Below are 22,506 nucleotides of genomic sequence, written 5' to 3' on the forward strand. Positions count from 1 at the left end.
CTTCCCCGGACCCTGACCGATGCAAGATCAATGGAGTAAGCACCCATGAACAAGACCACGGCTAAGCGCAGCATTAGCAGCTTTACGGACCTGCCGGAACTCTACGCGGAGATGACGGCAACGGACGCCTTTGAAGCCTCGTTCGGCGATCCCTTGCCCCTGACCATCATCGAACCCGGCGAGGATGCGGGCGAACATTACATGCCCGACCCGCTCGCGGCACAGGCGGAATGTGGCGGCATCATTGCAGCCATGTTCGACCTGTTGACCGACACCCGGCTTGACCCGCTCGCCCCGGAAATCGCTTGGGGTTTCGTCAACAGCTTCCACTTTACCGCCGGAAAACTGGAACGGTCCGAAGACCGCCTGGCCGACACTATCCGCGACATGACGCGGCGGCTCGACCCCGGCGAAGTGTTCAACAAGGAGCTTGAAGACAAGCAACTTGAATGCCAGTCGCTTGCCGAGCAGCGCGCCGCAGTCGAAGCCATGCGCGACTATGCCGCCGCCATGTATCAGGCATGTTCGGGCCGCGCATGGACCCCGACGAAAGGCTCCAAAGCCTCCCACATCACGACCGCCAGCCAGATCAGCGCGCTAGACTTCCTGCGCGCCCGTGCCGAAAAGCGCCGCGACCGATACGAGCCGCAGGGTCCGGTCGTCGTCGTATCCGGGCCTACCGACTGGCACGATTGGGAAATCATCTGGAACCGGCTGGACGTCATCCATGCCCGTATCCCGCATATGGCGCTTGTCACCACCGGCCAGCGCACCGGAGTAGATGCCTCCGCCGCCTCTTGGGCAGCCCGCAACGGCGTGTTTTGCATCAGCTTCGATCTGCAAGGACGCGGGAAAGGCAAGAAGCGCGCGTTCGACCGCAACAGGGACATTCTGGACTTGCTGCCAATCGAGGCGATCCTTTGCGAAGGCTCCGGCATCCAGAACCATCTATATGAACTGTTCAACCCCAAGTCGGGCGGACGGCGCGTGCCCACGCATGTCATCATGCGCGCCAGCCAGAAGGCCGCAACGCCCTTGCCCAAGACCCGCAGGCGCTTCGCCGCCTGACCCACCGCGCAAACCGCCAGAACATGGCCGATGCGGCTTCGCGCCGCATCGGCTTTTCTTGTGCAACAGGCCGCCGCCGCACCTGACGGCGCGGCGGCAAGGATCCCAAGAAAAGGGAGAGCGCACAGGGCGCGCGATCCCCGCTCAGGGGGAATAGTCGTGGCCCACGACATCCCCGGTCAGGACTTGGGAAGCGCCGCCTTGAGCGCGGCAATCGCGGTCTGCCCGTCCAACTTGACCAGAAGCCCGACCGCCTCGCGAAACTCGCGTTCCCCGATCGACTCCACCGGCAACGCGGTGACGAGCGCGCCATAGCGTTCGCGCACGCGCCGCCGCGTCGTTTCCATTTCCTCAGCCAGCTTGCGGCTCTTCTCGGCCAGATCGGCGAGCCGCTCCCTATCGGACATTTTCGGCATGACCGCTTTCCTCATTCACTGCCGGTCCGTCCGCCGCCCGCCTTGTCGCATGACAGGCCGCGCGTCGCAATCGCCAGAGCATCGGCAAGAGAGCCGCCCGCACCATCATTTGCTGACGCAGCGACGCCGTCGCAGCGTGGCGAGGGACGCACGCCGCTTCGGCGTTTGTAATGCACCCTACGCACGGGTGCCTTGACCAGAAAAACACATATAAACAAAGCGTTGCCCTGGCAGACGTGTCAGCCAACAGGCATTGTCTCTGGCTGACACGTCTGCCGGCTCAGCGTGGGATATGCAAAAAGCCCAGCATTTCCTTGTCCTTCCGCTGGCAGACAAGTCTGCCACCTGCGATTTTCTTGTGATTTCGGGGCCTTTGGGCTATAAGGACAACGCTTCAAGACCGTCCAGGCGAAGCTCCATCGGAGCACCGCCTTGGCAAGAGTCACAATTCGTATCGACGACGCCCTCTATCTCCGGCTTCAACGCCGGGCGCGCAGCGTTGGCGTCAGCGTCGCCGAACTCCTCCGCCCCGCCATCGACCAGGCCGCCGATCCTCGAAGCGGCTATGTCTATACCACCCAGGACGAGATCCTGTCCGGCGTCATCCAGACGCTCGCCATCGTCGCTGCTTCGATCCGGCGGAGATCCCCGGAAACGCTCGAAGAGGGCATGGCCGACGCCAAGCAGATGCTCAGCGATCGCGGCCTGCTCCCACCGGAGGAGCGGTCATGAGCATCTTCCGCAACGATACGCTGGGATCATGGACACGGGGCGGTCAGGCCATCGTTCACAATGTCCGGATGACCACGCAGGTCTTCATCCAGACCATGCTCGCCGGGCTCGCAATCTGGGCGCTGGGAACGGCGTGGTATGCGTTCGAGAAGTCGACCGACTACCATCGTTTCGTCCTCGTGAAATTAGTCGAGGCGACCTTCAAGGAAGATGCCGCGCCGGGGACACATGATCCCGTCCGTTTCCGCACTCCAGAGGGGAAAGAATACTGGACCTCGGCCGACCGCCTTCTCGAATCCCCTATCGCCAAGCAGGCTCTTAAGAAGCTCGAAAAGGATCTCATTCACGGGGCCGCTATCGCCGGCGGTGGAGCGATCCTCGCCCTCATCTGGGCATGGTTCTACTTCACCCGCACGGGTCGGGGCCTGGGCTCCAACGAGTATATCCGCGGCGCCCGCTTCGGAACCACCGCGCAAGTCCGCCGCGCGCTCTGGCGGCAGAAGAAAGGGAGTTTCGCGATCGGCGGCGTCGCCATGCCCGATGCCTTCGAACCGGAGCATATTCTGATCTGCGGCGCTCCCGGAACGGGGAAGACCAACCTCATCACCACCATGCTCGAAGGCATCCGCAAGAGCGGCAAGCGCGCCATCGTCTATGACACCGCCGGGAGCTTCGTCGAGAAGTTCTACCGCGAGGGACATGATGTCCTCCTGAACCCCCTCGACCAGCGCACCGACATCTGGTCGCCCTGGGTCGATGTGCCGCGGGACTATCACTACGACCAGATCGCGGAGTCGACGATCCCCGACAAACATGGCGATCCCTTCTGGTCGAAGTCGGCCCGCGGCACATTGGTCGCTGTCTTGCGCAAACTCGCCCGGCAGCAGCACACCCTGATTTCGGTATTGCTCGAGCGCGTGCTCCGCTCTCCGGTCGCCGATCTCGCGGCCTTCGTCAAAGGCACCGACGCTGCCGCCTTCATCTCTTCGGAGGGGGAACGGACCTCGGCGGGCATCCAGGCCGAGCTGGCCTCGGTGATGCGCAGCTTTTCCTATCTCGACGACACCACCGACGGCTTCTCGATCCGCAACTGGGTCGAGAATGAGGAAGACGATAGCTGGCTGTTCATCACCGTGAAGGCGGACCAGCTCCCGTCGCTGCGTCCCCTTATCACCGTCTGGCTCGACATCGCGATCAGTGCGATCATGAGCCTCGCGCCCAACCGCGATCGACGCCTTTATTGCGTGATCGACGAGCTGCCGACGCTCCAGAAGCTACCCTCGCTCTCCGACTTTCTTGCCCGTGCCAGGAAATATGGCGGGTGCGGCATCCTGGGTTTCCAGAGCTACCCGCAGCTCGAAGCCACCTACGGCATTCAGGACGCCGCTGCGATCACCGGCTATTGCTCGACCTGGATCGCGCTGCGCGCCAACGACACCGCCACCGCGAAACATGTCAGCGAGAATCTCGGCCAGGTTGAGCAGGTCGAGGCCAATGAAGGCATGTCCTACGGCGTCAACGACATGCGCGATGGCGTGAACCTGTCGCGCATGCAGGTCACCCGCCCGCTAGTGATGCACACGGAGGTGACGAACCTGCCGAACCTGTCCGGCTATCTGCGCTTCGGGCGCAATCTGCCGGTCCTTCGCTTTACCGATCGATTCAACCCGATCGCTACTATCTGCCCCGCCTTCGTGGAGCGTGTGACGCCACCCAACAGGTTGCCGGTCGGCGGTGCGATCATCGGCCAGATGCGGGCGGCCGCGCACGCGCGCGCCGCCGCTGCGCGGGACGCAGGCAACCGCCCACCTGATACGCCGCCTGCGCCGCCCCCTCAGCCGGATCTGTTCGACGAGGAAATCGACCCGGCCGATGCGACGGGTCGTGAAGCCCCGTCCCAGGTGCCGTCCGATGACAGCAAGGCAACGCCCGGCGAACCGGTCTCCGAACCGCCCACGCCAGATGATCCGGCCGGGCCTGTCACCTTCCTGGGGGCGGCGCGCGGTCGGATGAACGTGCCCCTGGAGGCGCACGCAAGATCCGATGGCCCCCGTGACCGGGCGAGGCCGGCATGATCCATCCCCGCCGCCTCAAGGGCACGCCCACCAATCTCGCGCGGTACTACACGATCGGCGACTACTATTCGAAAGGCAGCGACGAACACAGCGAATGGGGCGGCAAGCTCGCCGCCGAACTGGGGCTCGAGGGCAAGGTCGATCCCGCCCGGTTCGAGGAACTGTTGTCAGGCAAGGTCGGCGACCAGCAGCTCGGCCGCCGCCGCAAGGAGGGTGTCCAACACCATCCTGGCTGGGACTTCGCCGTCAACGCCCCCAAGTCGGTTTCGATCATGGCGCTCGTGCATGGCGATGAACGGATCGTCGCCGCCCACGAGCGAGCGGTTGGCGTTGCCATCTCCTATCTTGAGGAGAACGCCGAGCTGCGCCGCCGGGTCGAGGGCGAGATCGTCCACGAGACCACCGGCCGCCTGCTGTTCGCGCGGTTCACCGAACATAGCAGCCGGGAGCTGGACCCCCATCTTCATACACATGTCGTCGTCATGAACATGACGAATACGGCCGATGGCGAAAAGATCGTCAGTCTCGAAACCCGCGCCATGTTCACCGAGCAGATGGTCGCGGGCCAAGTCTATCGCAACGAGCTGGCCTATTCCCTGCGCGAGATCGGGTATGAGGTCGAGTTCGATCCCAGGCGCGGCCTGTTCGAGATCCGGGGCGTCCCCGAAGCGATGGTGCGCGATATGTCGCAGCGTGCCGACCAGATCGAGGCGCACGCCAGGGAGCATGGCCATGTCGGGCAAGCCCAGCGCGCGAAATCCTTCTACGCCACGCGCCGGGCCAAGGAGAAGGTCGGGCTCGACGACCTCCATGCCCGTTGGACCGATCGCGCACGTCCCTGGCAGGCGGAGATCGACCGTGTCTCCGAACAGGTGTGTGAAAAGGGCGAACAATCGATCATCCCAGATCCCAGAACCGCCGCCCGCGCAGTGCTGTTTGGCATCCGCCAAACGGAAACGCACGAGGCGGTCAACAATCTTGGTCGCTACTATCGCACCGCGCTCGCCTCCCATGTCGGTGAAGTCCGGCTCGGCGAGGTGCGCCCCCTGGTCGCGGAGCAAGAAGCCAGGATAAAGCTCCTGCGCACGATCCGGCAAACAGGCGACCAGACCCTGCTGAAGGGGCGGACCAGCCTGCGCACCGTCCGGCTGGAACTGGCGCTGTCCGAACATTTGTCCCTCGCCATGGGAGATGCCGCGCCTGCGGCCACGCCGGAACGCCTGGTTGAAGCCGCGCGCGCCGCCGGTCTTACCGCGGCGCAGAGCGCCGCCCTGAACGGGATCGCGCTGGGCACGGACCGGTTGGTGGCCATCCAGGGGGTCGCGGGGTCCGGAAAATCCACGCTGGTAGGCGCGCTGGTGCAAGCCGTTCGGCCAGACCGGGAGGTAATTGCACTGGCACCGACATCGTCGGCGGCGGCCGATCTGGGTGCCAAGGCCCGGATCGAATCCCGAACGGTCGCGGACCTGCTCGCGACCGGCGGCCGCGACATCACCGACCGCCATATCTTCGTCCTCGACGAAGCGGGGCAGCTCGGCAACCGCCAGGCCATGCGCATGCTTGAGATCAGCCGGCATACCGGTGCGCTGTTGATCCTCATCGGCGACACCAAGCAGACGGGCGCGATCGAGCAAGGCAAGGCTTTCTGGCTTCTGCAGAAGCTCGGGATGCCAACCAACCTGCTGACCGAGTCAAGGCGTCAGGAAACCGATGCGATGAAGGATGCGGTCTCCCTGGCGCGCAAGGGAGACTACGCCGCCTCGCTCGGCGCGCTCGATCGCGTCACCACGGCGGCGACCAGCGAGGATCTGGCGAAGGATATGGTCGCGGCCTGGACTCGGCTCAAACCGTCAGGACGTGCCGCCACCAATATCCTCGTGCTCGACAACGCCACCCGCCTCATCGTCAACAGCCAGATCCGCGAAGTTCTGAAACGTGAGGGGGCCGTCGCTGCCGAGGACCGGCGGTTGGAAGTGCTGACGCCCGCCGGCATGTCGGATCAGGAGAAGCACTTCGCGCGCTTTTATTCGGGCGGACAGGTCGTCATGTTCAGCCGCGACAATGCGGGCCTCGGGATCGCTAGCGATGCCGAATATCGCGTCGTCGGCACCGGCCGAGACAGCAAGGGCCGACAGGTCGTTCGCCTGGTCGATCAGAACGGCCGGACGATCGCGTGGAATCCACGTCTCGGCAAAGCCGGCCACGTCAACGTGTTCATGGCGGAACAGCGCGACCTTGCTGAGGGTGACCGCATTCAGTGGCGCCTGGTCAACAAGGACCTTGGCCTCAAAAACGCCGAGCGGGGAACGGTCCAAAAGCTCGACGGAATGGTAGCGACGATCCGGTGGGATCGCGACAAGCGGGTGGAAACAGTTGACCTCGGCATCCACAAGACCTGGGACCATGGTTACGCGGAGACCGTCTATTCCGCACAGTCCAAAACCTATGCCCGCGTCTATGTGCTGGCGCCTGTCGAGTCCGGGCTCGTCAACGGCCAGAACTACTACACCGCGATTACCCGCGCCCAATATGGCGTGAAGCTCTGGACCGAGAGCCAGGAGCGGCTCGCCGCGAAACTGGCCTCGCGCTCCGGCGAAAAGACATCGTCGATCGAGGGCCTCGGACGCCTGCGCACAGACAGCCATCGCGTGCGCGGGACTCGCCACAAAGATCGTCTCGATGAAGCGCGGCGAAGCAACGCCGAGAAACGAGATGTTCGCCTCTCGGAGCGCGAAGAGCGCGAACGGCAGACCCGCGAACGTGCCAACCGGGAGCCGCGCGGCATCGGCGAAATCCTTGCCAATCGTGCCCATGAAGGCGCGACCGCGCTCGACCGCTTCCTGCGCGGGACCCTCTCGCGCGGCCAGGACCAGGGCTCGGCTCGCACCGACAGCTCCGAACGCGCCGATCCCGCACCGCACACCCCGCAGCCGCAACCCGACCATGGTCATGACCATGGCGGGCATGACCGATAGGAAATCCCATGACCATGACGCAGTCCTTGTTGATCCTTGTGCTCGTCGCTGCTCTTTTGCTGGTCTACCGGCATTATCGCGTGCCGATCCGGCATCGCTGGCGCCGACGCCAGGCCAGGGAGATGCTCGCGCAATTTAGCGGGCGCGACCGTCATCAGCCCGCCGTCCTGCACTTTTCCCGCCTGCGCGCGATGGATGCCCTCGCGTTCGAGGAGTTGCTGCTCGAAGCGTTCGAGCGCCGCGGGTTCCGGGTCATCCGAAATCAGCGGTATAGCGGTGACGGCGGCATCGACGGGCAAGTCGTGATCGCCGGCCGCACCTGGCTCATACAGGCGAAGCGCTACGCAAGCGCCATTCGGCCCGAGCATGTCCGCGACTTCACGGCGCTCTGTTCGCGGCATGGCCAACCCGGACTGTTCATACATACTGGCCGCACCGGCGGGCAGAGCAGAGAGGCGCTCGCGGGCCTCGCGGACATCGAAATCATTTCCGGACAGAGGCTGCTTGCACTCCTGACCGGCGCGCCCTTTGCGGTCCCGAGCCGGACGAGCAGCGGACCGTCAGAACACCACATGCCCGGTGGGTCGCGACCGCAAGATCGTGATCGTGGGTGGTCATCATGAGCGCCCGTTGTCAGCATCGCCCATTCTGGGTGCTATTCTATGCCGTGACAGCATTTATGGTCGCTCCCACCGATGCGGCAGCAAAATCCTCCAGGGAAGATGACGTCCGCATCGGGCGCTGCATCAAGGCGGCCGCGCGGGGCCGGCCATGGCTCGAACAAACGCTATGGGGCCTGCGCGACCAGGAAGCGGGATGGCTGGGCGCCGAGATCACCAACAGCAACGGCACCCATGATCTCGGGCCATTGCAGATCAATAGCTGGTGGGTGCCGCGTTTTGCCCGGATGCTCGGCCGTGAAGAGCGACACATCCGCCACTGGTTGCGCTACGATCCGTGTTTCAATGCGGAGGCCGCACGCTGGATATTCCTCGCGGCTTTGGAGCAGACCGGCGACTATTGGAAAGCGGTCGGCGTCTATCACAGCCCGACGCCCTGGAGGCAGCGACGCTATGCCCTGCTGGTCGCGGGACATATGCGCGAGCGGTTTAATAGACGGTAAGGAACAGGCTCGACATAATTGAGATGTACGCCCGGCGATGCCACTCCACCTTAAGCGCGCCAAAGAAGAAACCGATGACCGACCGCTCCCTGTTCCGATTCAGCCCAGAGGACGATTTTCCGCCCTTTCCCGGTGAATCGGCGCAGCGCCAGAGCCATGGTCTTGCCTCTTTACTGTCCATCCTGATCGAGGCTGCGCGATGCAACGTCATCGATGCGCCAGGCAAGGCGCCGGATGATCCCTCGATCGTCGATGAGTTCGGCCGGCTGGTCGAAGCGGCACACGGCCTCGAGATTGCGCCTGGTGTTCGCTTGGTCGACCATTTCTGGACCCATGGCGAGCCGTTTCGGCGTGGTGAGGTCGCCGAGCGGCTGCGCGATAGTAGCAAGCATTCGGCCATGTCTGTCGATGGCTTCCTGGTGCTTTACGGAACCGACGTAGAGAGCCCGATACTATACGGCCCCAATATGATGCCCTTTCGGGTCAGTCAGGCGATCGAGAGGCCATCAGGCATTCCTGGCCCATTCCTTGTTCTGGTCGGATGTCGATTAGCGCCGGACGGGCGCGCTGAAGCCCCACTCGCATACGCCCAGCCGATCTTCCATGGTCGCCGGTTCATGCCGGTGGCGTCCGAACTGGAACGCGACGTGCTCCGGGCACTGGAGCAGCTTCAGGTGGCGCTCGACGCGCAGGGGGTTGATTGCAGGATCGAGCGCGTGATCGGGAAACCTGCCCGCTACGATGCCTCAACAATCGAATTGACCATTTCCCGGCAAGACAGCGTCATCCGCACGGTGCGGTTCGCGGTCCACGCCGATGAGACCATGGCGCCACCCTCCCATGAGATTGGTTTTATCGTGACACCAGCGGCATGGGCGGATGGCGGCTTTGTCACTTGGCTGGAACGGGCGATCCTGCGATAACGCACCAGCCTCCATCTAGACAACTTGTGCAGATTATCTATATTGGGCAGAAAGGATGTGCCCATGACTCACGCAACGCTTAGAACCCGCCGCGACGCTGTTGAAGCGGTCACGGAACTCTTCCAGCAAAAGGTCGGCGCGGCCAGCATGGTCGCGCTCAGGGAACTGGTTGCGGCCCTCCAGCGGCCGAGCCCGGTGGGCGATACGCTCGCGCGCGCGGTGGTTTCCATCCTCGACGAGACGCCTGCGGCGCGCAAGCTCACAGGGAGCGGGCTCGGTGAAGTGTTGTCCCAGACCGATGCTGACGCACGGCTCGACACACTGACGGTCGATGACGAGAACGATGAATGGGCCGCTACCGAATTGCTGGGCGCCGGCGAGACGGCCGCACGGCTGGGTATCGCGCGAGCCTCCCTCGATAACTGGCGGCGCGCTCACAAGATTCTCGCCTTTCGAAAGGGCGTGCGCAATTTCGTCTATCCGGCGCGTCAGTTCGCGCGCCAGGGGCCGCTTGAAGGTCTCGATCGAGTGCGCCAGCACTTCGATGCCGACGACACGGCATGGGAGTGGCTGGTGACGCCGAACCGGTTCACTGGCGGCATCGAGCCGATCGAATGGCTGCGCAAGGGTAAGGTCGATGACGTTGCGCACGCGGCCGAAGGCGCGCTTGATTACCAGTGAAACTCGACCTGTCGCGTATAGCGGCGCGGACCGCACCGCTGGATCTGGATGCCTGGCCGCGTATATTCCCGGCCAGGCATCGCACGACGCCAACCGAGGCAGGTTTCGGCTCGAGCCGCTTCTCCAGCCCGAACGATCAGTTTCGCGTGCTTTATGCCGCGCAGGATTTCCGCACTGCCTTTGCCGAAGCCGTCGTGCGCGACCGGTTTGTCGGAAAGCAGCGGCGGTTTCTCTACCGCCCCTATCTGGAGGAGATTGTCGCGACGGAGATCAGTACCATCCATCCACTTACATTGGTCGATCTCAGCGGGCCGGCAGCGTATGAAATGGGCGTCGATACCGATGCCAAGGGCGCACGAGCCCACCTGACCGGTCAGCGGTTCGCCGAGGCACTGCACAAGCAGACCAAAGCCGATGGCATTCTATTTTCTTCGCGCCTGACGAACTTGCCTGCGGTTGCCATCTTCGATCGTGCATTTGCGAAGATCGCAGGATCGCCTTCTGTTGATCTTCTTCGCCTCGCCGCAACATCTGATGAAGTCTCCCGCTTGGACATAACAATCAGGCGCCGAGCAATTAGAAGTATTTAAGAAACTGGGATTATTGTTTATTTTTTCGGGTGATGTGCTATATTCACGCGGAAGGAATTTGGCATGATCTCAATCTCGTCATCCAATGATCATTCTGCTCGAACTACTAAGGGCGCCCACCTATCGGCTTCCGATTGGCTCTGGAGGCCTTGGTACGTCAAGCTCTGGTGGTCTGCGATACCGATCTGGTGGGCGGGGATGGCCGTAGCTTCGGCATTCGAGCCGCTATCCCGCTTCTACGACAGTGCAGCGGCGGGCATTCTCAACATCCTGTTTTTTCCAATGACGGCGCTGATGGTGCTTGGGGTCGGCTATGTCCGGCATTGGATCGACGGTTTTGTGCAGGCCGGAGCTATGAAAACAGGTGACTTCGCCGATCTGGCTGATGCCGAGGAGGAGTATCTCCGCGCATTCGACGAGATCAACGCAACCACCGATATTCACGATCCGAGATCTGGCGGACTCTATATCGGCAATCCATTCAGCTTACAGCATCCTGGAAGACATTAGCGTTTCTTGAAACTGCTATCGCCATCGCCTGGGCTGCCCTCGATATCGGTCGAGAAGCGCCCGGATTTCAGAACGGATGATTGCTCGATTGAGGTCAACGGGCCGGTTATATCAAACGTCTCGCGTCCAGAATCGGCATCTCCCAAGTAGCGGTTGCGCATGCCATCCGGTCCAAGGATCCGGTTCGAAAGCTCACGAGAGAAGGTTGCCGCCGGATCGCTGGATCGCGCAGCAGCGCGCTCCGACGCGGCAATGGCGCTGCGCACATCGTAGTTGACGATATCAAGAGTCGATTGAGCTGATTCATTCGTGACCCCGACATCGCGGCTGTTGAAGCCCAATTGCGCTCCAGTTCGTCCGGTAGTCGAGCGAGCCTGTCGTTGCGATTGATCTCCGGGGCCAGACCGACCGCTTCGACCGGTGCCGCCCGACACCTCCGAATCCGAAGTATTGACCGACCCGCCGATATCGAGACCGACAGTAGTACCCATTGTGGTCTGGTCCTGAGCGGATCGACCCAATGACCGCTGCCAGCCCGTCTGGCCGATGATGGCCTGGACATCCCTTTGAAGCGTGTCGGCCACCTGTGGGTTGAGCCGCCAGTTACCGTGCCGATCCATCTCGAACCCGCCACGCAACCAGTTCTGCATCATCGCCTGGCCTTCGGCCCCGCCGCCCATAAAATGCTCGATCGTGTCCGGCCCAGCCTGTTTGCCCGCCTCGAACCGCGTGCTGGTATCGCTGCGCCCGGATTGCTGGAACCCGACCGAGCTGGAGACCAGCACATCATTCTCGGCGAAGCTGAACCGTGCGCGTCCACCATTGGCGATCGCGCCGAGCTGGCTCTCGTTGATGAGGCCGCCGCGCCACATCTGGGCCGCGGTCTCGGGCGTGAGATTGAGGCTGAGATCGCCGTTCTGCGCCATCGCGATCTCCCGCTTCGACATATCGACGCCATGCTCTTGCAGCAGGCCTTGCATGCGCGTCAGCCGCTCATTCTCGACGATGCGGGTAAGCCGCTCGTTGCGCGCGCGGTCGGCAATACCGGCAGCGCCGCCCTCGGCCATATCGGTCTGGTTGCCAACGCCCTGGCTCAAGGTGCGGATGAAGCTGTCGAGCCGTGCCGCCTGGCGCACCGACATGCCGGCCGCGGCCGCGCCCTCCGCAAACCCGGTATTATCGGCCTGCCGGCGCTGCTCGCCGATCCGCGCAGCCGAGCGGGTGCCGTCGTGACCGACCTCGCGCTGCGCGTCGAGCTTGCCCGACCGCTCGGCAAAATCATAGCCGGCCGCTTCGCGCGTGCGGCCGTAAACGCTGGTGCCTTCACGGCCTGCCTCCGCGGTCGCGCCGTCGGCGGTGCCGACCTGCACGGCGGCATTGTAGGTTTCGAGGGCGCGCAGAACCTGCGCCTCGTTGCGGCCCGTCGCGCGGGACAGCTGGGAGATGGCCGTGGAGCGCGCTTCGCCCGACAGGCTGTTGATGAAGGAGGTCCGCCGGGACATCTCCTGCACCGGAAGCCCGAGCATCGCGGCGGCATTGCGCTGACCTTCGGTATTGCCGGTGCGGTGGGCCTGTTCGGTCGCCACATTGCGCCGCTCGATCCCGGCGACATTGTCACCGGCGAAGTCCCGCCGGCCCTCCATCGCGCCGACCTGGACCTGCGCGCCGGTCAGGTCGTTGCGCAGCATCTGCTCCTGATCGAAGGTGTTGGCGATCAGCTTGGCGAAGGTGGGATCGGCCGAGGCTTGCCCGATCACGGTCGAGGCCTTGAGCGCGGCATCTTTCGGATCATAGCCATTGCGCTCAAAATGCCGCTGCGCGCCCTGCATCATCATGTCGTAGGATCGCTGATCGCCGAACGCGCGCCATTGCACCATCTTCTGGGCGAAGGCGGCAAAAGCCCGCTCGCCCGACTGGCCCTCGCCAAAATAGCCGGTGCCGAGTGCCCGGAGGGCATCCTTCTCCGCGAAGTTATGGATCGCACTCGTCGCGGCATTGTCGCGGACCGCGCGAACGGTGGCCGGATCGGAGAGGCTGCGGCCGGTAAGCGCGGGCGAGAGTCCACCAAGTTCGCGCGCGGCGTCGAGCCCCCCCAGCGCCTTGGCGGCGGTGCCTGCCGCGCCGCCTCCCTGTTCTCCGAGGTAGCGGCTTGCCGCGCCGAATGACCGGTTGGCGCCGAAGCTCGACCGCTCGCCAAAATCACCGAAGCTGGATGAAGAAGCCGCGCGCGCCATGGTGCCCGAAGCGCCTGCCTGCGCTTCTAGCGCGCCAGCATAACCTTCGCGCGTGCCGAGCGGGGCGGCTGCCGCCGTGCCCTGACCCTGCACACCGAGCGCGCCGCTGGTGAAGGCGGTGAACACATTGCCGCTAAACCGGAACACCGTGAACACGAAGGCGCCGGCAAGACCGGCGGCCGCCGTCCGGAAAGACCCGAAGATCGCCAGCGCTTTCATCGCGGCGGACGGCGCCAGCATCCACGCATTCGCCGCGACATTGTTGGAGCGCATCTCGGCCAGCACATCGGTCGCCCGGCCAAGCGTGAGCTGATAGATGCCGGCATCGATGACGCCCCAAAGCGCCACGAACACGAACAGGCCGAGCGCGAAGCTCGCGACCCGCAAATTGATCGGGGTGAGAATGAACAGCAGCGCCACCGGCATCATGAACAACATGATCCCGAACACCGTGGCGCGGATGGTCGGCATCCATTCATTGGCGGTCGACATGGTGGCCAGTCCGCCGGAGACCACGGCGCGGTTGGCCATGACCCGGGCGGCGGTCGCCGGACTGTCCTCGAACAGCACGTCGCCGACCGTGTTGCCGAGCAGCACATTGGTCAGGAATTGCTGGAGCGACTGCGGCGCATCCATCATCATCTGGCCCATCTCGCCGAGATTGGCGCGGCAGCGCTGAAGCTGCGCGGCATTGGCGATGTCATAGCCGGTGCGGGTGCAGACCTGCGCGACATAGCTGTCGAACAGCGCCGGCTCGGAGAGGCGCGTCGAGATATGCTCCCAGGCCTCGTTGCAGCTCACCGTCGTTCCGGCCTTGTCCGTGGAGGAGTAGACGGTGCTGAACGTGGCTGGCCCGGCCATCGCGGCGAAGGCCGCGGGCAAGTCCGCCGTCGTGCGGAAGAGCTGATCGTCGTCGACGCCATAGGCGGGCGATACCCGCGCCACCGGATAGCATTGCCGCACATAGTCCTTGATCGTCGCATCGAGGAATGTGTCGGTCATGGGGCCGCGGGGTGACGCGGCATTGAGGAACAGGTCGAAGCTATGGCCGCCCGCGCCAAACTCCAGCTTGGCGTTGGGATCGGTCGTATTGTCGTCGATGACCTCGGCCAGCGCCCGTTCCATCATGTTGGTCATGCCCGCGACCAGCACGATGAGGTTGGGAACGTCGCCGACGGGCTGATAGGCGTTGCGTACCCGATCATAGACATGGACCGTGCCGGTCGTGGCGACGAGACCGACGAATAGCCCGACGCCGATCAGCATCTGGAACCCGAAGGCGACAAGGCCCATGCCCTGGCCGCGCACGCTGGCGAGCAGGACGCCAAGCGCGATGCCCACGACAGCGACGATCAGCACCAGCGTCTCATAGCGCGGATCGCCGAAGATCATCGCCACCAGCCGGAACGCGTCCACCGTCTCGGCGAAGCCGTCATAGGTGTGGAAGCTGGTATCGATCGCCATCGCGGGCGTTGCGGCGAAGACAGCGAACAGGGCAAGAAGGCTGCGAACCAGACGGGTCATGATGCTCGGCTCCGGGTCAGCGGTTGCGGTTGGCGGCCGCGCCGGCGGCGTCGCGGGCGTCGCGGTCACGCTGGCGGACCACGCCGGCATAGTTGGCCGACAGGTTCGCCTGGCTGAGCGCTGCCATATAGGACTGGCGCATCTGCGCGCGCTGGCGCAGCACCTCCTCGCGCAGCCCGCCGAGCTGCTCGATCCCCTTGGCGAGAATGCGGGTCTGGCAGGCCTTGGCATTGCCCGCATCGCCGGCGCCGGCGGCGTTCACGCCGCGCTCGGCATTGGTGACGGCAAAGTCGATCGACCGGGTGAGATCGTTGAGCATCTGATAGGCGAGCGTCAGCGCGACCAGTTCGTCGGTGTCGCCGATCACGCTGTCGACGACGCCTTGCCGGACACCCCATTCGAGCAGGCGATAGACCGGCAGCGTGCGGACATTGGCGACGAACTGCTTCTCTTCGGCTGTCAGAGCCGAGCGCGTGCGGATCTTCAGCGCGATCGAGTCCATGCGGGCGCGGGCCAGGACCAGTGCGCCCTTGCCGCTGCCATCGACCGCACAGTCGGCGGAGCTCGGCGGCACCGCGATCGCGCGCTTCTGAACCTTGCCCGACAGGAAATCATCGACGCTCTCGGTGTCCTGGCGCGGACAGGCGGGGATCGCGGTGAACAGCGGCACCTTGTCGGCCGGGTCCCAGCGCATATAGACGTCGCCGACCCGGGCGCGCATGACGCCAGCCCAGTCGGACGCACCGACGCGGGCGGCGGCATGGGCGAGCAGCGAGCCGGTCTTGAAGATCTCGGTGACCTCGGCCGGACAGTTCTCCAGCGCATCGCGCAAGTCCTCGGTCGGATTGCCCTGGTTGGCCTGGATCTTCTCGCGGCTGTGCTGATAGCTTTTCGAGAAACCTTCGCGCACCGACTTGTAGCCGGTCATCTCCTCGATGATCCCCGACATATTGTCGTCGCCTTTGGCGATCTGAACCATGCGGTTGGCGAGGCGGCAGTCGTTGACCTGGATCGAGTTCAGGAAGTTGGTCGCGGCCTCCATCTTCGAGATGATGTTGCCCATCTTCTCGTCGAGCGTTTCCAGGAGATATTGGAACGCCACGGCGGGAGCGGCTTGCAGGATGCTCTCCAGCTTCTGCACTAGATAATCGGGGTCGAGGAACGACATGCCGCCAAGGAACATGTCGATGCCGCCGCATCCGGCGCGCACTTTGGGCAGGGTCACGCTCATCAGATAGTCGTTATGGACGTCGACCCGGCCCGACATGCCGCCCGCGGTCACATAGCCGCGCGTCTGATCCTCGAAGCTGCCGGGGCTGGTGTAGGTCACATTGTCGAACCAGCTTTCCGCCCAGCTTTGCGCGGAGGCGGGTGTGGCGGTCGCGGCGATGGCGATGGAGCTGGCGAGCAAGGTCAGGCGGGCGCGGAGTTTCGCCATGGCAGGCTTCCTTTTCGAGACGATGCGAAGAACTGGCCCGCCATGCTCAGTGTCCTCGCTTGCTGGGATTGGGGCGCGTGGGATCACCCACGATCCCGGTGAACTTCGCCATGCCGCGCACGCCGACCGCGGGCTTCACGCCGGTCAGCATCTTGGCAGCGAGATAGAGATTGCGCGCAAGGTTTGGCGCGTGGTCGGTGCCGATCGCTATGGGCACGATCCGGTTCGGATCTGACACCGGGCGCACCCAGGCCACCGGATGACCGACCCACGGCAGGCCCAGGCGCCCGGAACGCAGCATCGCTTCCTGGCTGCCGATCGTGCGGATCTGCCAGCCATAGCGGCGGCCGAGCGATCCGAGCTTGGTCCAGAGATCGGCGCAGGGGATGCAGCCGGGCGCCGTGCTCATCTCGACAATATAGGCCGGGGCCTGTCCGGTGAGCGTCTCGGCAAAGTCGGGGGGCCAGTCGCGCGTCACCGGCACACGGCCGAGCCATTCGCGCATCGCGGCCTCGGTTGCGACCGGGTGGATGGCCGCGCGCATCGCCTGTTCACGCGTGACGGGTTGCGCCGACGCAGCCGGGATCAGCGCGATCGAAGCGAGCAATGCGAGCGCGGCCCGGCCGGTCATCGCTGAGGGGCCACACTGGCGCCGACCAGATCACCGCCGAGCACGCGCGGATCGGTGGCTGATACCGGGCCGTTGGCAAGCGCGTCGAAGAACCCATCCTCTTCGCCCGCGCCGGTCATGAACTGCTCGGGGCGGATGTCGCCCGCCAGCAGCCGCACCGCCTGATAGGCCATCTGGATGAGATTGGGATAGGCTTCGACGCCGCTCGCGATCACCATGCGCTGCTGGCTGTTCCGCCGGATGATCATGGTGGTCGGCGTGACCTCGACCCCGAACCGCTGGGCAAGCTCGGGTCTGCGATCGATGTCCATCAGCGTGACCTGCCAGCCCATCTCCTCCTGGAAGCGCTGGACGATCGGCCATTGCACGCGGCAGTATCCGCAGGTCGAGCGCGAGAACATGACGAGCGCATATTCATTGGCGCGGCCGCGCAGATATTGGCGGCGAACCTGATCCTTCTGCGCGGAAAGCTGGTCGCGTGCTTCGCCGACCATCGGGTTGGCGGACTTGGCATTGAGTTCGGGATGCTGGAGCAGTGCAATTTGGGTCACGCCGGCAAAGGCGCGCGCCTTCCTCCGGGCGAAATCCTGCAAGCGCCAGAAGTCGGCGACCGCATCGATGGTGAGCACAGTCGCGGCATAGTCGCGCTGCTGCTCGATCAGTTTGCGAATCTTGGGCGGCGTCCAGGTCGCCAGTTCGGCCATCGGAGGGATGGCGGGCTTCACCAGCGCATCGGGATCGTCAGGCTCTTCGGCGGGCCTGGGCGGCGCCTGATACCACCAGTAGCCGGTGCGGCGTTCATCGCGCTGCTGCGCCTGCGCAGCAGAAGCGACGAGCATGACGACCACCGCCAGGCTGGAGACACGCCGCTTCACAGCAGCTTCTCCATCCGGCGTAGGTGTGCGATCTCGACCGGACCATAATAACGGCTGTCGAACCCGCTGACATGTGAAGAACCGACATAAATGGTGCCGGGCAGGATTTGGCCGTTGTCGGGCTGCCAGTGCTCGAGTTCCTGGCCATTGTGACCATAGGGCTTGCTGACGCCGAGCAGGCGCTCGTTGCAATAATACCAGCCGTCCCATTTGCCCGGCGTCATCGAGGGCTTCTCGATCATCGAGATGCGGTCGCCGGGCAGGCACAGCGCATATTTGGTGACGGTCACCGGCTTGGGACCGGCAAGCGGGTGCGACAGCGTGAAGGACACGAGATCGCCGCGCGCGATTGGTCCCGGCGCTTTGCGGATCAGATAGGCCTCGACCGACGGGCTCATGACGATCGTCACCTGCGGCAAGGCCCAGAAGGTCAGGAGGCCGATCGGCAGGACGATGCCATAGGCCTTCCACAGTTGCTCCGGGCGTGGCGGCTGCCCGAGCCCGGCGCTGCCGAGCGCGACGGCGGCTTTGAGCGGCAACTCCTTAAGTTCGAACCAGCCCGCCTTAGCGGCCCTGTAGGCGAGCCTGAGCATCGCGCACCTCCTTCTTGCCGCCGAGGCGGGCATATTCTTCGAGCAAACCGGAAAGCGCCGCGTCGCCGTAGACGACATGGACGGCGCGCGGGCTCTCATCCTCGCGCTCGCAATAGGGCAGCGCCGGATCGCCCGGCACCATCGCAAGCGCGGGCACACGGGCGACGCCGTGCTGCCGGAAGACCAGCGGATCGACGATGAGTTGCACGTCGCGCATCGCGCAGGCCGGGCCTTCGCAGCCGGGATCGAGCCGGAGGATCTCTGCCGAGAGCTTCGCCATCGGCGCGACCTTGGCGAGCCCGCCCGGCATGCCGCGAAATGCGAGAATGCCGCGAGCCTTTTCGAGCTGGGCGGCATAGGTGCGCAGCGTCGTCACCGGCATCGAGGAGGAGACGAACAGCACCGGCACCCAGCCTTGCGCCGATGCCGGCTTCCTGACGCCGGCGACCGCGTCCATGTCGGGCGCTTCGAGGCCGAGCGCTTGGCCGAGTCGCTTCGCCATCGCTGCCTGCTCGGCGGCGAGGGCTTCGACCGATTGCCGCTGGGCGTTGCGCGCGCGCGCCTCCATCTCGGGCGAAGTCACCCGTTTGCGCAGGCCATCGAATGCGCGGCGGCGCGTGTCCTCCGATGGCGTCGGCAGCGTGGTCGGTCCGCGCGCTTCGGCATCCTGCTTTCGCGATTCGGTCGCACGCCTGAGGCGGTCGAGCGCCGCGTCGCCGTGTGCCGCGGCCCGGTCGCGCGCATTGTCCGGCGCGGCAGCGTCCTGCGCGGCCACATCCTGCGCGTGCGCGGCGACAGGCATGAGCATTAGCGCGCCGGCGCCGAGCAGCACGCGCACGCTATTTCCCGATGACGTCCATATACGCATCGATCTTGTCCTTCATGTCGATCTGGATGTCGGCCTGGGCACGGGCCTCGATCTCGGAATAATATTCGGAAAGGTCCATTTTGGAGAAATCCAGCGCCTGGAACTCCTCCGGGGTGAAGCCGCGGCAATAAGGCTGCTTGGGCGTGCCCCAGCCGAGCCCGTTGAAGCTCTTGAGCTGCGGGCGGCCCTGTTCCTGGATGATGCGGCCGAGCTTCGTATTGAAGCAGCAATGCCCGCGCGCCTTCTGGATGCAGATGCCGAGGATCTTCGAGGAGCAATAGCTGCCGACCTCGTGGCACATGCCCGAGCCGCGCAGCATGCCGACCTCCATGTCCTGCTGGTCACAGCCCGAAAGCAGGAAATCCATCATGAAATTGATGGCGAGGCTGATCGCGATCGAGGTCGGATCGATGCCGACGACGATCGCATTGGCGCCGGCGCTCGCGGCCTGGCCGGCGGTCGCGCCTGCCCTGAACGCGCCGTAGGCCGCCTTCATCCCGGTGAACACGCCCTTGGCGACCGCGATCTTGGTGCCGATCGACGAGATCGAGCCGCCCATGCCGTCCTTGACGATCTTGCCTTTGTCCTTGCAGCAGTTCGAAAAGGTGGTGCGCAGGCCCGCCGGACGGCAGCGCGCCGCGCGTCCCGAGAAAATCTCGATGTTGCCGAGACAGGCGCCATCCGCATCGACCGCGCCATCGGCCGGAACGCCCGGATCGTCGGGCACGGGCTCGTCCTCGATCGGGGTCACCGCGAGGTTGACGCACTGGTTGGGCGAGCAGGCCGGGCCGCCATCCTGCGGCAGGCAGGCGAACTGCTCGCCCAGCGGGCAGCTATAGGCGCCGTCCTGCTCCTGCACGCAGGCGACCTTTTGCAGGGGACATTGATACTGCCCGAGCGAGGTGATCTCGCAGGCGGCGGTCTCGCCGGGATCGTCGGCATCGCCATTACCATTGAGGTCGGCGGCGCACATCTGCGTGGCCTGCGCCAGAGCGGACGTGGTGGGCATTGCCGTTGACAGGGCTGCAAAGAGCCCGGCGATCAGAGGGAGGAAGGTTCGGCGCATCAGCGGGACTCCGAGGTGCAGATCATGTCCGCGCCGCCGAGCCGCACCGTCTGCATCATGACGATCGCCTCAGGGAAATTGTCGAGGCAGCCGCAGGCGGAGACCAGCTCCTCGCCGTCGCCCACCGGACAGATGTCGGCGCCGGCGCTGCTGCGCGTGCAGGCATGGTAGAAAGTGTCCCAACCGATGGGCGCGTTCTGGCGCGCGCCGACCACGCCATCGGGCGCGACACCCGTGTTGGCCTTGGGCGCGCGGGTCTTGCAGATCGGCTCGCAGGCTGCGACCGAACCACGGTCGGGAAGCGCGAACGAACGCGACGATGCGGCATAGCCGCCGTCTTTGGTCTTCACCCGGTCGGCCAGCAACGTCTCGGTAGAATGGTCGATGATATAGGCGCCGCGGCTGAGATCGGGCTGCGGCAGGACGCCGGTGTCGATCGTGCAGCGATAGCGGCGGTCGCGCTCGAACCAGGGCCGGACCAGGCTGAGCGAACAGGCGCCGCTTTCAAACAGGCGGGTCTGGGGCAGCGGCGTCAGGCCGGTGCCGACTGCATTGCGGAAGGTTTGGACGCCATCGACAGTTTCGTCGTGAAGCTGGCAATTGGCGTCGGCGGCATAGCCGGCGCACAGATCGACGACCCGCTCGGTCGGATTGCAGCTGAGATCGAGCGTGGCGTCGATCCGCGCCGACACTTCGCCTTCGCCGCCGACCGCGACCCGCACCCAGATTTCGTGCGATCCCTTGGTGAGGAAGGGCTTCAGGTCGAGATTGGGAGTGCCATACCAGGTCCGTCCGCGCTCGCATTTGCCCGGCGGCAGTCCGGCTCCGGTCCAACCACCGGGGTCGGCGTGGACGAGCGCGCCATCCACCCGGACCTGCACCCAGTCGTCGAAGAGAATCTGCGAGAGCCGCGCCGAGACGAGGCGATCGGGATCGCCGACATCGAGCGTCATCCGGAAATCATGGAGGCGGCAGCTTCCGCCGCTCAGGCTGTCATCGCGCGGCGACCCCAGCAGGAACGCGCGCGTGTCCGGTGTATCGGCGTAGGTGGCGTAGCCGCCCGAGGTCCGGGCGATGATATTATCGGCCGTGACCGCCTCGAGCTTCACCTCGCGCCGGATCGTGCAGGCGCGGATTTGCTCGGCCTTGCCCATGCCGGCGGGCGAGCCCTTCAATGCCTGGAACACGCTGTTGCCGGCCGCGAGCGACGCGGCGTCGCCCTGGATCTGGGCGGGATTGGCGCGGTAGACCGTCTGGGCGAGCGATGGATTGGGAGCACAGGCGGTCGACTGCGCGCCGGTATAGCGAATGATCGGCCCGTCGATCGCCGCCTGTGCCACGCCGATACGCGGATCGGCCGAGGTCAGCGCGCCGACCACGCCGCCGCCGATATCCTTCAACGTCGCGGCCATATTGCCCCAGACCAGATTGCTGCCGCAGCTATTGTTGACGCAGTAGCAGCCCGCGAGCGCGGTCAGGTCGACCTCGCTCAGCTTGAGATCGCCCGCAGCCGAGACGTCCCATCTATAGCTGCGGCACTGGTTCCAGGTGCCCGGCTGGCAGGCGATCACGCCATTGGCGCAGATGCCCGACACCGGCATCGGCAGGGTGAGCGTCTGGTCGAACGAACCGTTGAGATCCTTGTCGCGGCTGATGCGCAGGCTGGTGATGTCGCCGGTCGATCCCGGCTGCGCGAGGATTTCGAGCAGGGTCGAGGTCGTCTGGCAGGCAAGGCTCGGGTTGAAGCTCTTGGTCCCGTCGACGGTGGTGATCGCCTCGCCGGCGAGCCCGGGCGTCACATAGTTCTTCTGGATCGCTTCGCTGTCGGCGCTCTTCTCGCGCGCGGCCTGCGCCGCAACACGCGCGCGCTCTTCCACGGTCTGGGCGTGGGCTGAGATCGGCATCGAAAGCGCGGTGGCCAGCAGGGCAAGGGCGCGCACCCTCATAGCGGGCGCTCCCGAGCCGTGCGCGACCCATAGGCGAAGCGCAGCAGGTCTCCCGCCCGGAACGAGGGCGATCCGGGCGAGAGTATCCGATAGACAGCTTGCCCCTGGAAGGTGGTCAGCACGGCCGCGACCGGGGCGACGGTGAGAGGGGTGCTCGCCGGCCCGGCAGGGAGACCGGCGACCGTGCTGACCGAGGGTGGAGCGGCGGCGCAGGGGGCTGTCACCGCCGCTCCCGCCG

At 65.0% G+C, this 22,506-nt stretch carries 19 protein-coding genes; 10 read left to right on the forward strand and 9 right to left on the reverse strand.

The genetic code is table 11. The features are described from left to right. The first annotated feature begins 45 nt into the window (after positions 1-45). On the forward strand, positions 46-1,068 hold the full coding sequence (locus BHE75_RS07000; RefSeq protein WP_024019490.1) for a DUF2493 domain-containing protein: 1,023 nt from the start codon (positions 46-48) through the stop codon (positions 1,066-1,068). A 179-nt stretch (positions 1,069-1,247) separates the two neighbouring features. Here the strand turns inward: BHE75_RS07000 and BHE75_RS07005 are convergent, their stop codons facing one another. Beyond that, the gene (locus BHE75_RS07005; protein ID WP_070935570.1) at positions 1,248-1,484 is read right to left on the reverse strand and encodes a hypothetical protein; all 237 of its coding nucleotides are present in this window, start codon (positions 1,482-1,484) and stop codon (positions 1,248-1,250) included. A gap of 432 nt (positions 1,485-1,916) precedes the next feature. Between BHE75_RS07005 and BHE75_RS07010 the strand changes: the two genes are divergently transcribed. The 9 genes from BHE75_RS07010 (at position 1,917) to BHE75_RS07055 (ending at position 11,093) form a co-directional block, all read left to right on the forward strand. Further along, the gene (locus tag BHE75_RS07010) at positions 1,917-2,216 is read left to right on the forward strand and encodes a ribbon-helix-helix protein, CopG family (RefSeq protein ID WP_024019492.1); all 300 of its coding nucleotides are present in this window, start codon (positions 1,917-1,919) and stop codon (positions 2,214-2,216) included. Beyond that, entirely contained in the window at positions 2,213-4,291 is a 2,079-nt protein-coding gene (locus BHE75_RS07015) for a type IV secretion system DNA-binding domain-containing protein (protein WP_070933385.1), read from the forward strand. Before BHE75_RS07010 ends, BHE75_RS07015 begins: the two co-directional genes overlap by 4 nt. Next, a complete protein-coding gene (mobF, locus tag BHE75_RS07020; RefSeq protein WP_070933387.1) occupies positions 4,288-7,266 on the forward strand; it encodes a MobF family relaxase in 2,979 nt (992 codons plus the stop codon). The genes BHE75_RS07015 and mobF overlap by 4 nt, the downstream gene beginning before the upstream one ends. An 8-nt stretch (positions 7,267-7,274) precedes the next feature. Next, positions 7,275-7,889, forward strand: a complete 615-nt coding sequence (locus BHE75_RS07025; RefSeq protein ID WP_254684382.1) for a restriction endonuclease — start codon at positions 7,275-7,277, stop codon at positions 7,887-7,889. Beyond that, complete coding sequence (locus tag BHE75_RS07030; protein WP_438830612.1) at positions 7,886-8,389, forward strand: lytic transglycosylase domain-containing protein; 504 nt, start codon at positions 7,886-7,888, stop codon at positions 8,387-8,389. The genes BHE75_RS07025 and BHE75_RS07030 overlap by 4 nt, the downstream gene beginning before the upstream one ends. Positions 8,390-8,463: 74 nt before the next feature. After that, positions 8,464-9,312: a hypothetical protein gene (locus tag BHE75_RS23955; RefSeq protein ID WP_139181665.1), complete on the forward strand. Its 849-nt coding sequence runs from the start codon at positions 8,464-8,466 to the stop codon at positions 9,310-9,312. Between the two features lie 63 nt (positions 9,313-9,375). Then, a complete protein-coding gene (locus tag BHE75_RS07045) occupies positions 9,376-9,993 on the forward strand; it encodes an antitoxin Xre/MbcA/ParS-like domain-containing protein (protein WP_139181666.1) in 618 nt (205 codons plus the stop codon). Next, positions 9,990-10,583, forward strand: a complete 594-nt coding sequence (locus tag BHE75_RS07050; RefSeq protein WP_084652990.1) for an RES family NAD+ phosphorylase — start codon at positions 9,990-9,992, stop codon at positions 10,581-10,583. Before BHE75_RS07045 ends, BHE75_RS07050 begins: the two co-directional genes overlap by 4 nt. Positions 10,584-10,646: 63 nt before the next feature. Beyond that, complete coding sequence (locus BHE75_RS07055) at positions 10,647-11,093, forward strand: hypothetical protein (protein ID WP_254684383.1); 447 nt, start codon at positions 10,647-10,649, stop codon at positions 11,091-11,093. Here the strand turns inward: BHE75_RS07055 and BHE75_RS07060 are convergent. The 8 genes from BHE75_RS07060 to BHE75_RS07095 are packed head-to-tail and all read right to left on the reverse strand — an operon-like array spanning position 11,090 to position 22,268. Continuing rightward, positions 11,090-14,851 carry a conjugal transfer protein TraG N-terminal domain-containing protein gene (locus BHE75_RS07060; protein WP_070935577.1) on the reverse strand — a complete coding sequence of 1,254 codons (3,762 nt, stop codon included), beginning with the start codon at positions 14,849-14,851 and terminating at the stop codon, positions 11,090-11,092. The two genes, BHE75_RS07055 and BHE75_RS07060, sit on opposite strands and share 4 nt — an antisense overlap. Positions 14,852-14,867: 16 nt before the next feature. Further along, positions 14,868-16,289, reverse strand: coding sequence for a conjugal transfer protein TraH (locus tag BHE75_RS07065; protein ID WP_070933396.1), 1,422 nt, complete (start codon positions 16,287-16,289; stop codon positions 14,868-14,870). 46 nt (positions 16,290-16,335) lie between these two features. Then, positions 16,336-16,920: a hypothetical protein gene (locus BHE75_RS07070; RefSeq protein ID WP_070933398.1), complete on the reverse strand. Its 585-nt coding sequence runs from the start codon at positions 16,918-16,920 to the stop codon at positions 16,336-16,338. Further along, a complete protein-coding gene (locus BHE75_RS07075; protein WP_070935579.1) occupies positions 16,917-17,759 on the reverse strand; it encodes a conjugal transfer protein TraF in 843 nt (280 codons plus the stop codon). The genes BHE75_RS07070 and BHE75_RS07075 overlap by 4 nt, the downstream gene beginning before the upstream one ends. A 32-nt stretch (positions 17,760-17,791) precedes the next feature. After that, the gene (locus BHE75_RS07080; protein WP_070933402.1) at positions 17,792-18,388 is read right to left on the reverse strand and encodes a S26 family signal peptidase; all 597 of its coding nucleotides are present in this window, start codon (positions 18,386-18,388) and stop codon (positions 17,792-17,794) included. Further along, positions 18,360-19,196 carry a type-F conjugative transfer system pilin assembly protein TrbC gene (locus BHE75_RS07085; RefSeq protein WP_254684537.1) on the reverse strand — a complete coding sequence of 279 codons (837 nt, stop codon included), beginning with the start codon at positions 19,194-19,196 and terminating at the stop codon, positions 18,360-18,362. Before BHE75_RS07085 ends, BHE75_RS07080 begins: the two co-directional genes overlap by 29 nt. Positions 19,197-19,227: 31 nt before the next feature. Then, positions 19,228-20,322 carry a conjugal transfer protein TraN gene (gene traN, locus BHE75_RS07090; RefSeq protein ID WP_139181668.1) on the reverse strand — a complete coding sequence of 365 codons (1,095 nt, stop codon included), beginning with the start codon at positions 20,320-20,322 and terminating at the stop codon, positions 19,228-19,230. Then, the gene (locus BHE75_RS07095) at positions 20,322-22,268 is read right to left on the reverse strand and encodes a hypothetical protein (RefSeq protein WP_070933408.1); all 1,947 of its coding nucleotides are present in this window, start codon (positions 22,266-22,268) and stop codon (positions 20,322-20,324) included. Before BHE75_RS07095 ends, traN begins: the two co-directional genes overlap by 1 nt. Positions 22,269-22,506: the final 238 nt, after the last annotated feature.

It is taken from the genome of Edaphosphingomonas haloaromaticamans, from assembly GCF_001853345.1.
GTDB classification, from domain to species: domain Bacteria; phylum Pseudomonadota; class Alphaproteobacteria; order Sphingomonadales; family Sphingomonadaceae; genus Sphingomonas_E; species Sphingomonas_E fennica.

Bases quoted from the DNA above. Each gene is read 5' to 3' on its own strand.
- BHE75_RS07000 (WP_024019490.1), top strand. From the start codon at position 46: ATGAACAAGACCACGGCTAAGCGCAGCATTAGCAGCTTTACGGACCTG.
- BHE75_RS07005 (WP_070935570.1), bottom strand. From the start codon at position 1,484: ATGCCGAAAATGTCCGATAGGGAGCGGCTCGCCGATCTGGCCGAGAAG.
- BHE75_RS07015 (WP_070933385.1), top strand. From the start codon at position 2,213: ATGAGCATCTTCCGCAACGATACGCTGGGATCATGGACACGGGGCGGT.
- mobF (WP_070933387.1), top strand. From the start codon at position 4,288: ATGATCCATCCCCGCCGCCTCAAGGGCACGCCCACCAATCTCGCGCGG.
- BHE75_RS07025 (WP_254684382.1), top strand. From the start codon at position 7,275: ATGACCATGACGCAGTCCTTGTTGATCCTTGTGCTCGTCGCTGCTCTT.
- BHE75_RS07030 (WP_438830612.1), top strand. From the start codon at position 7,886: ATGAGCGCCCGTTGTCAGCATCGCCCATTCTGGGTGCTATTCTATGCC.
- BHE75_RS23955 (WP_139181665.1), top strand. From the start codon at position 8,464: ATGACCGACCGCTCCCTGTTCCGATTCAGCCCAGAGGACGATTTTCCG.
- BHE75_RS07045 (WP_139181666.1), top strand. From the start codon at position 9,376: ATGACTCACGCAACGCTTAGAACCCGCCGCGACGCTGTTGAAGCGGTC.
- BHE75_RS07055 (WP_254684383.1), top strand. From the start codon at position 10,647: ATGATCTCAATCTCGTCATCCAATGATCATTCTGCTCGAACTACTAAG.
- BHE75_RS07060 (WP_070935577.1), bottom strand. From the start codon at position 14,851: ATGACCCGTCTGGTTCGCAGCCTTCTTGCCCTGTTCGCTGTCTTCGCC.
- BHE75_RS07065 (WP_070933396.1), bottom strand. From the start codon at position 16,289: ATGGCGAAACTCCGCGCCCGCCTGACCTTGCTCGCCAGCTCCATCGCC.
- BHE75_RS07070 (WP_070933398.1), bottom strand. From the start codon at position 16,920: ATGACCGGCCGGGCCGCGCTCGCATTGCTCGCTTCGATCGCGCTGATC.
- BHE75_RS07075 (WP_070935579.1), bottom strand. From the start codon at position 17,759: ATGCTCGTCGCTTCTGCTGCGCAGGCGCAGCAGCGCGATGAACGCCGC.
- BHE75_RS07080 (WP_070933402.1), bottom strand. From the start codon at position 18,388: ATGCTCAGGCTCGCCTACAGGGCCGCTAAGGCGGGCTGGTTCGAACTT.
- BHE75_RS07085 (WP_254684537.1), bottom strand. From the start codon at position 19,196: ATGCTCATGCCTGTCGCCGCGCACGCGCAGGATGTGGCCGCGCAGGAC.
- traN (WP_139181668.1), bottom strand. From the start codon at position 20,322: ATGCGCCGAACCTTCCTCCCTCTGATCGCCGGGCTCTTTGCAGCCCTG.
- BHE75_RS07095 (WP_070933408.1), bottom strand. From the start codon at position 22,268: ATGAGGGTGCGCGCCCTTGCCCTGCTGGCCACCGCGCTTTCGATGCCG.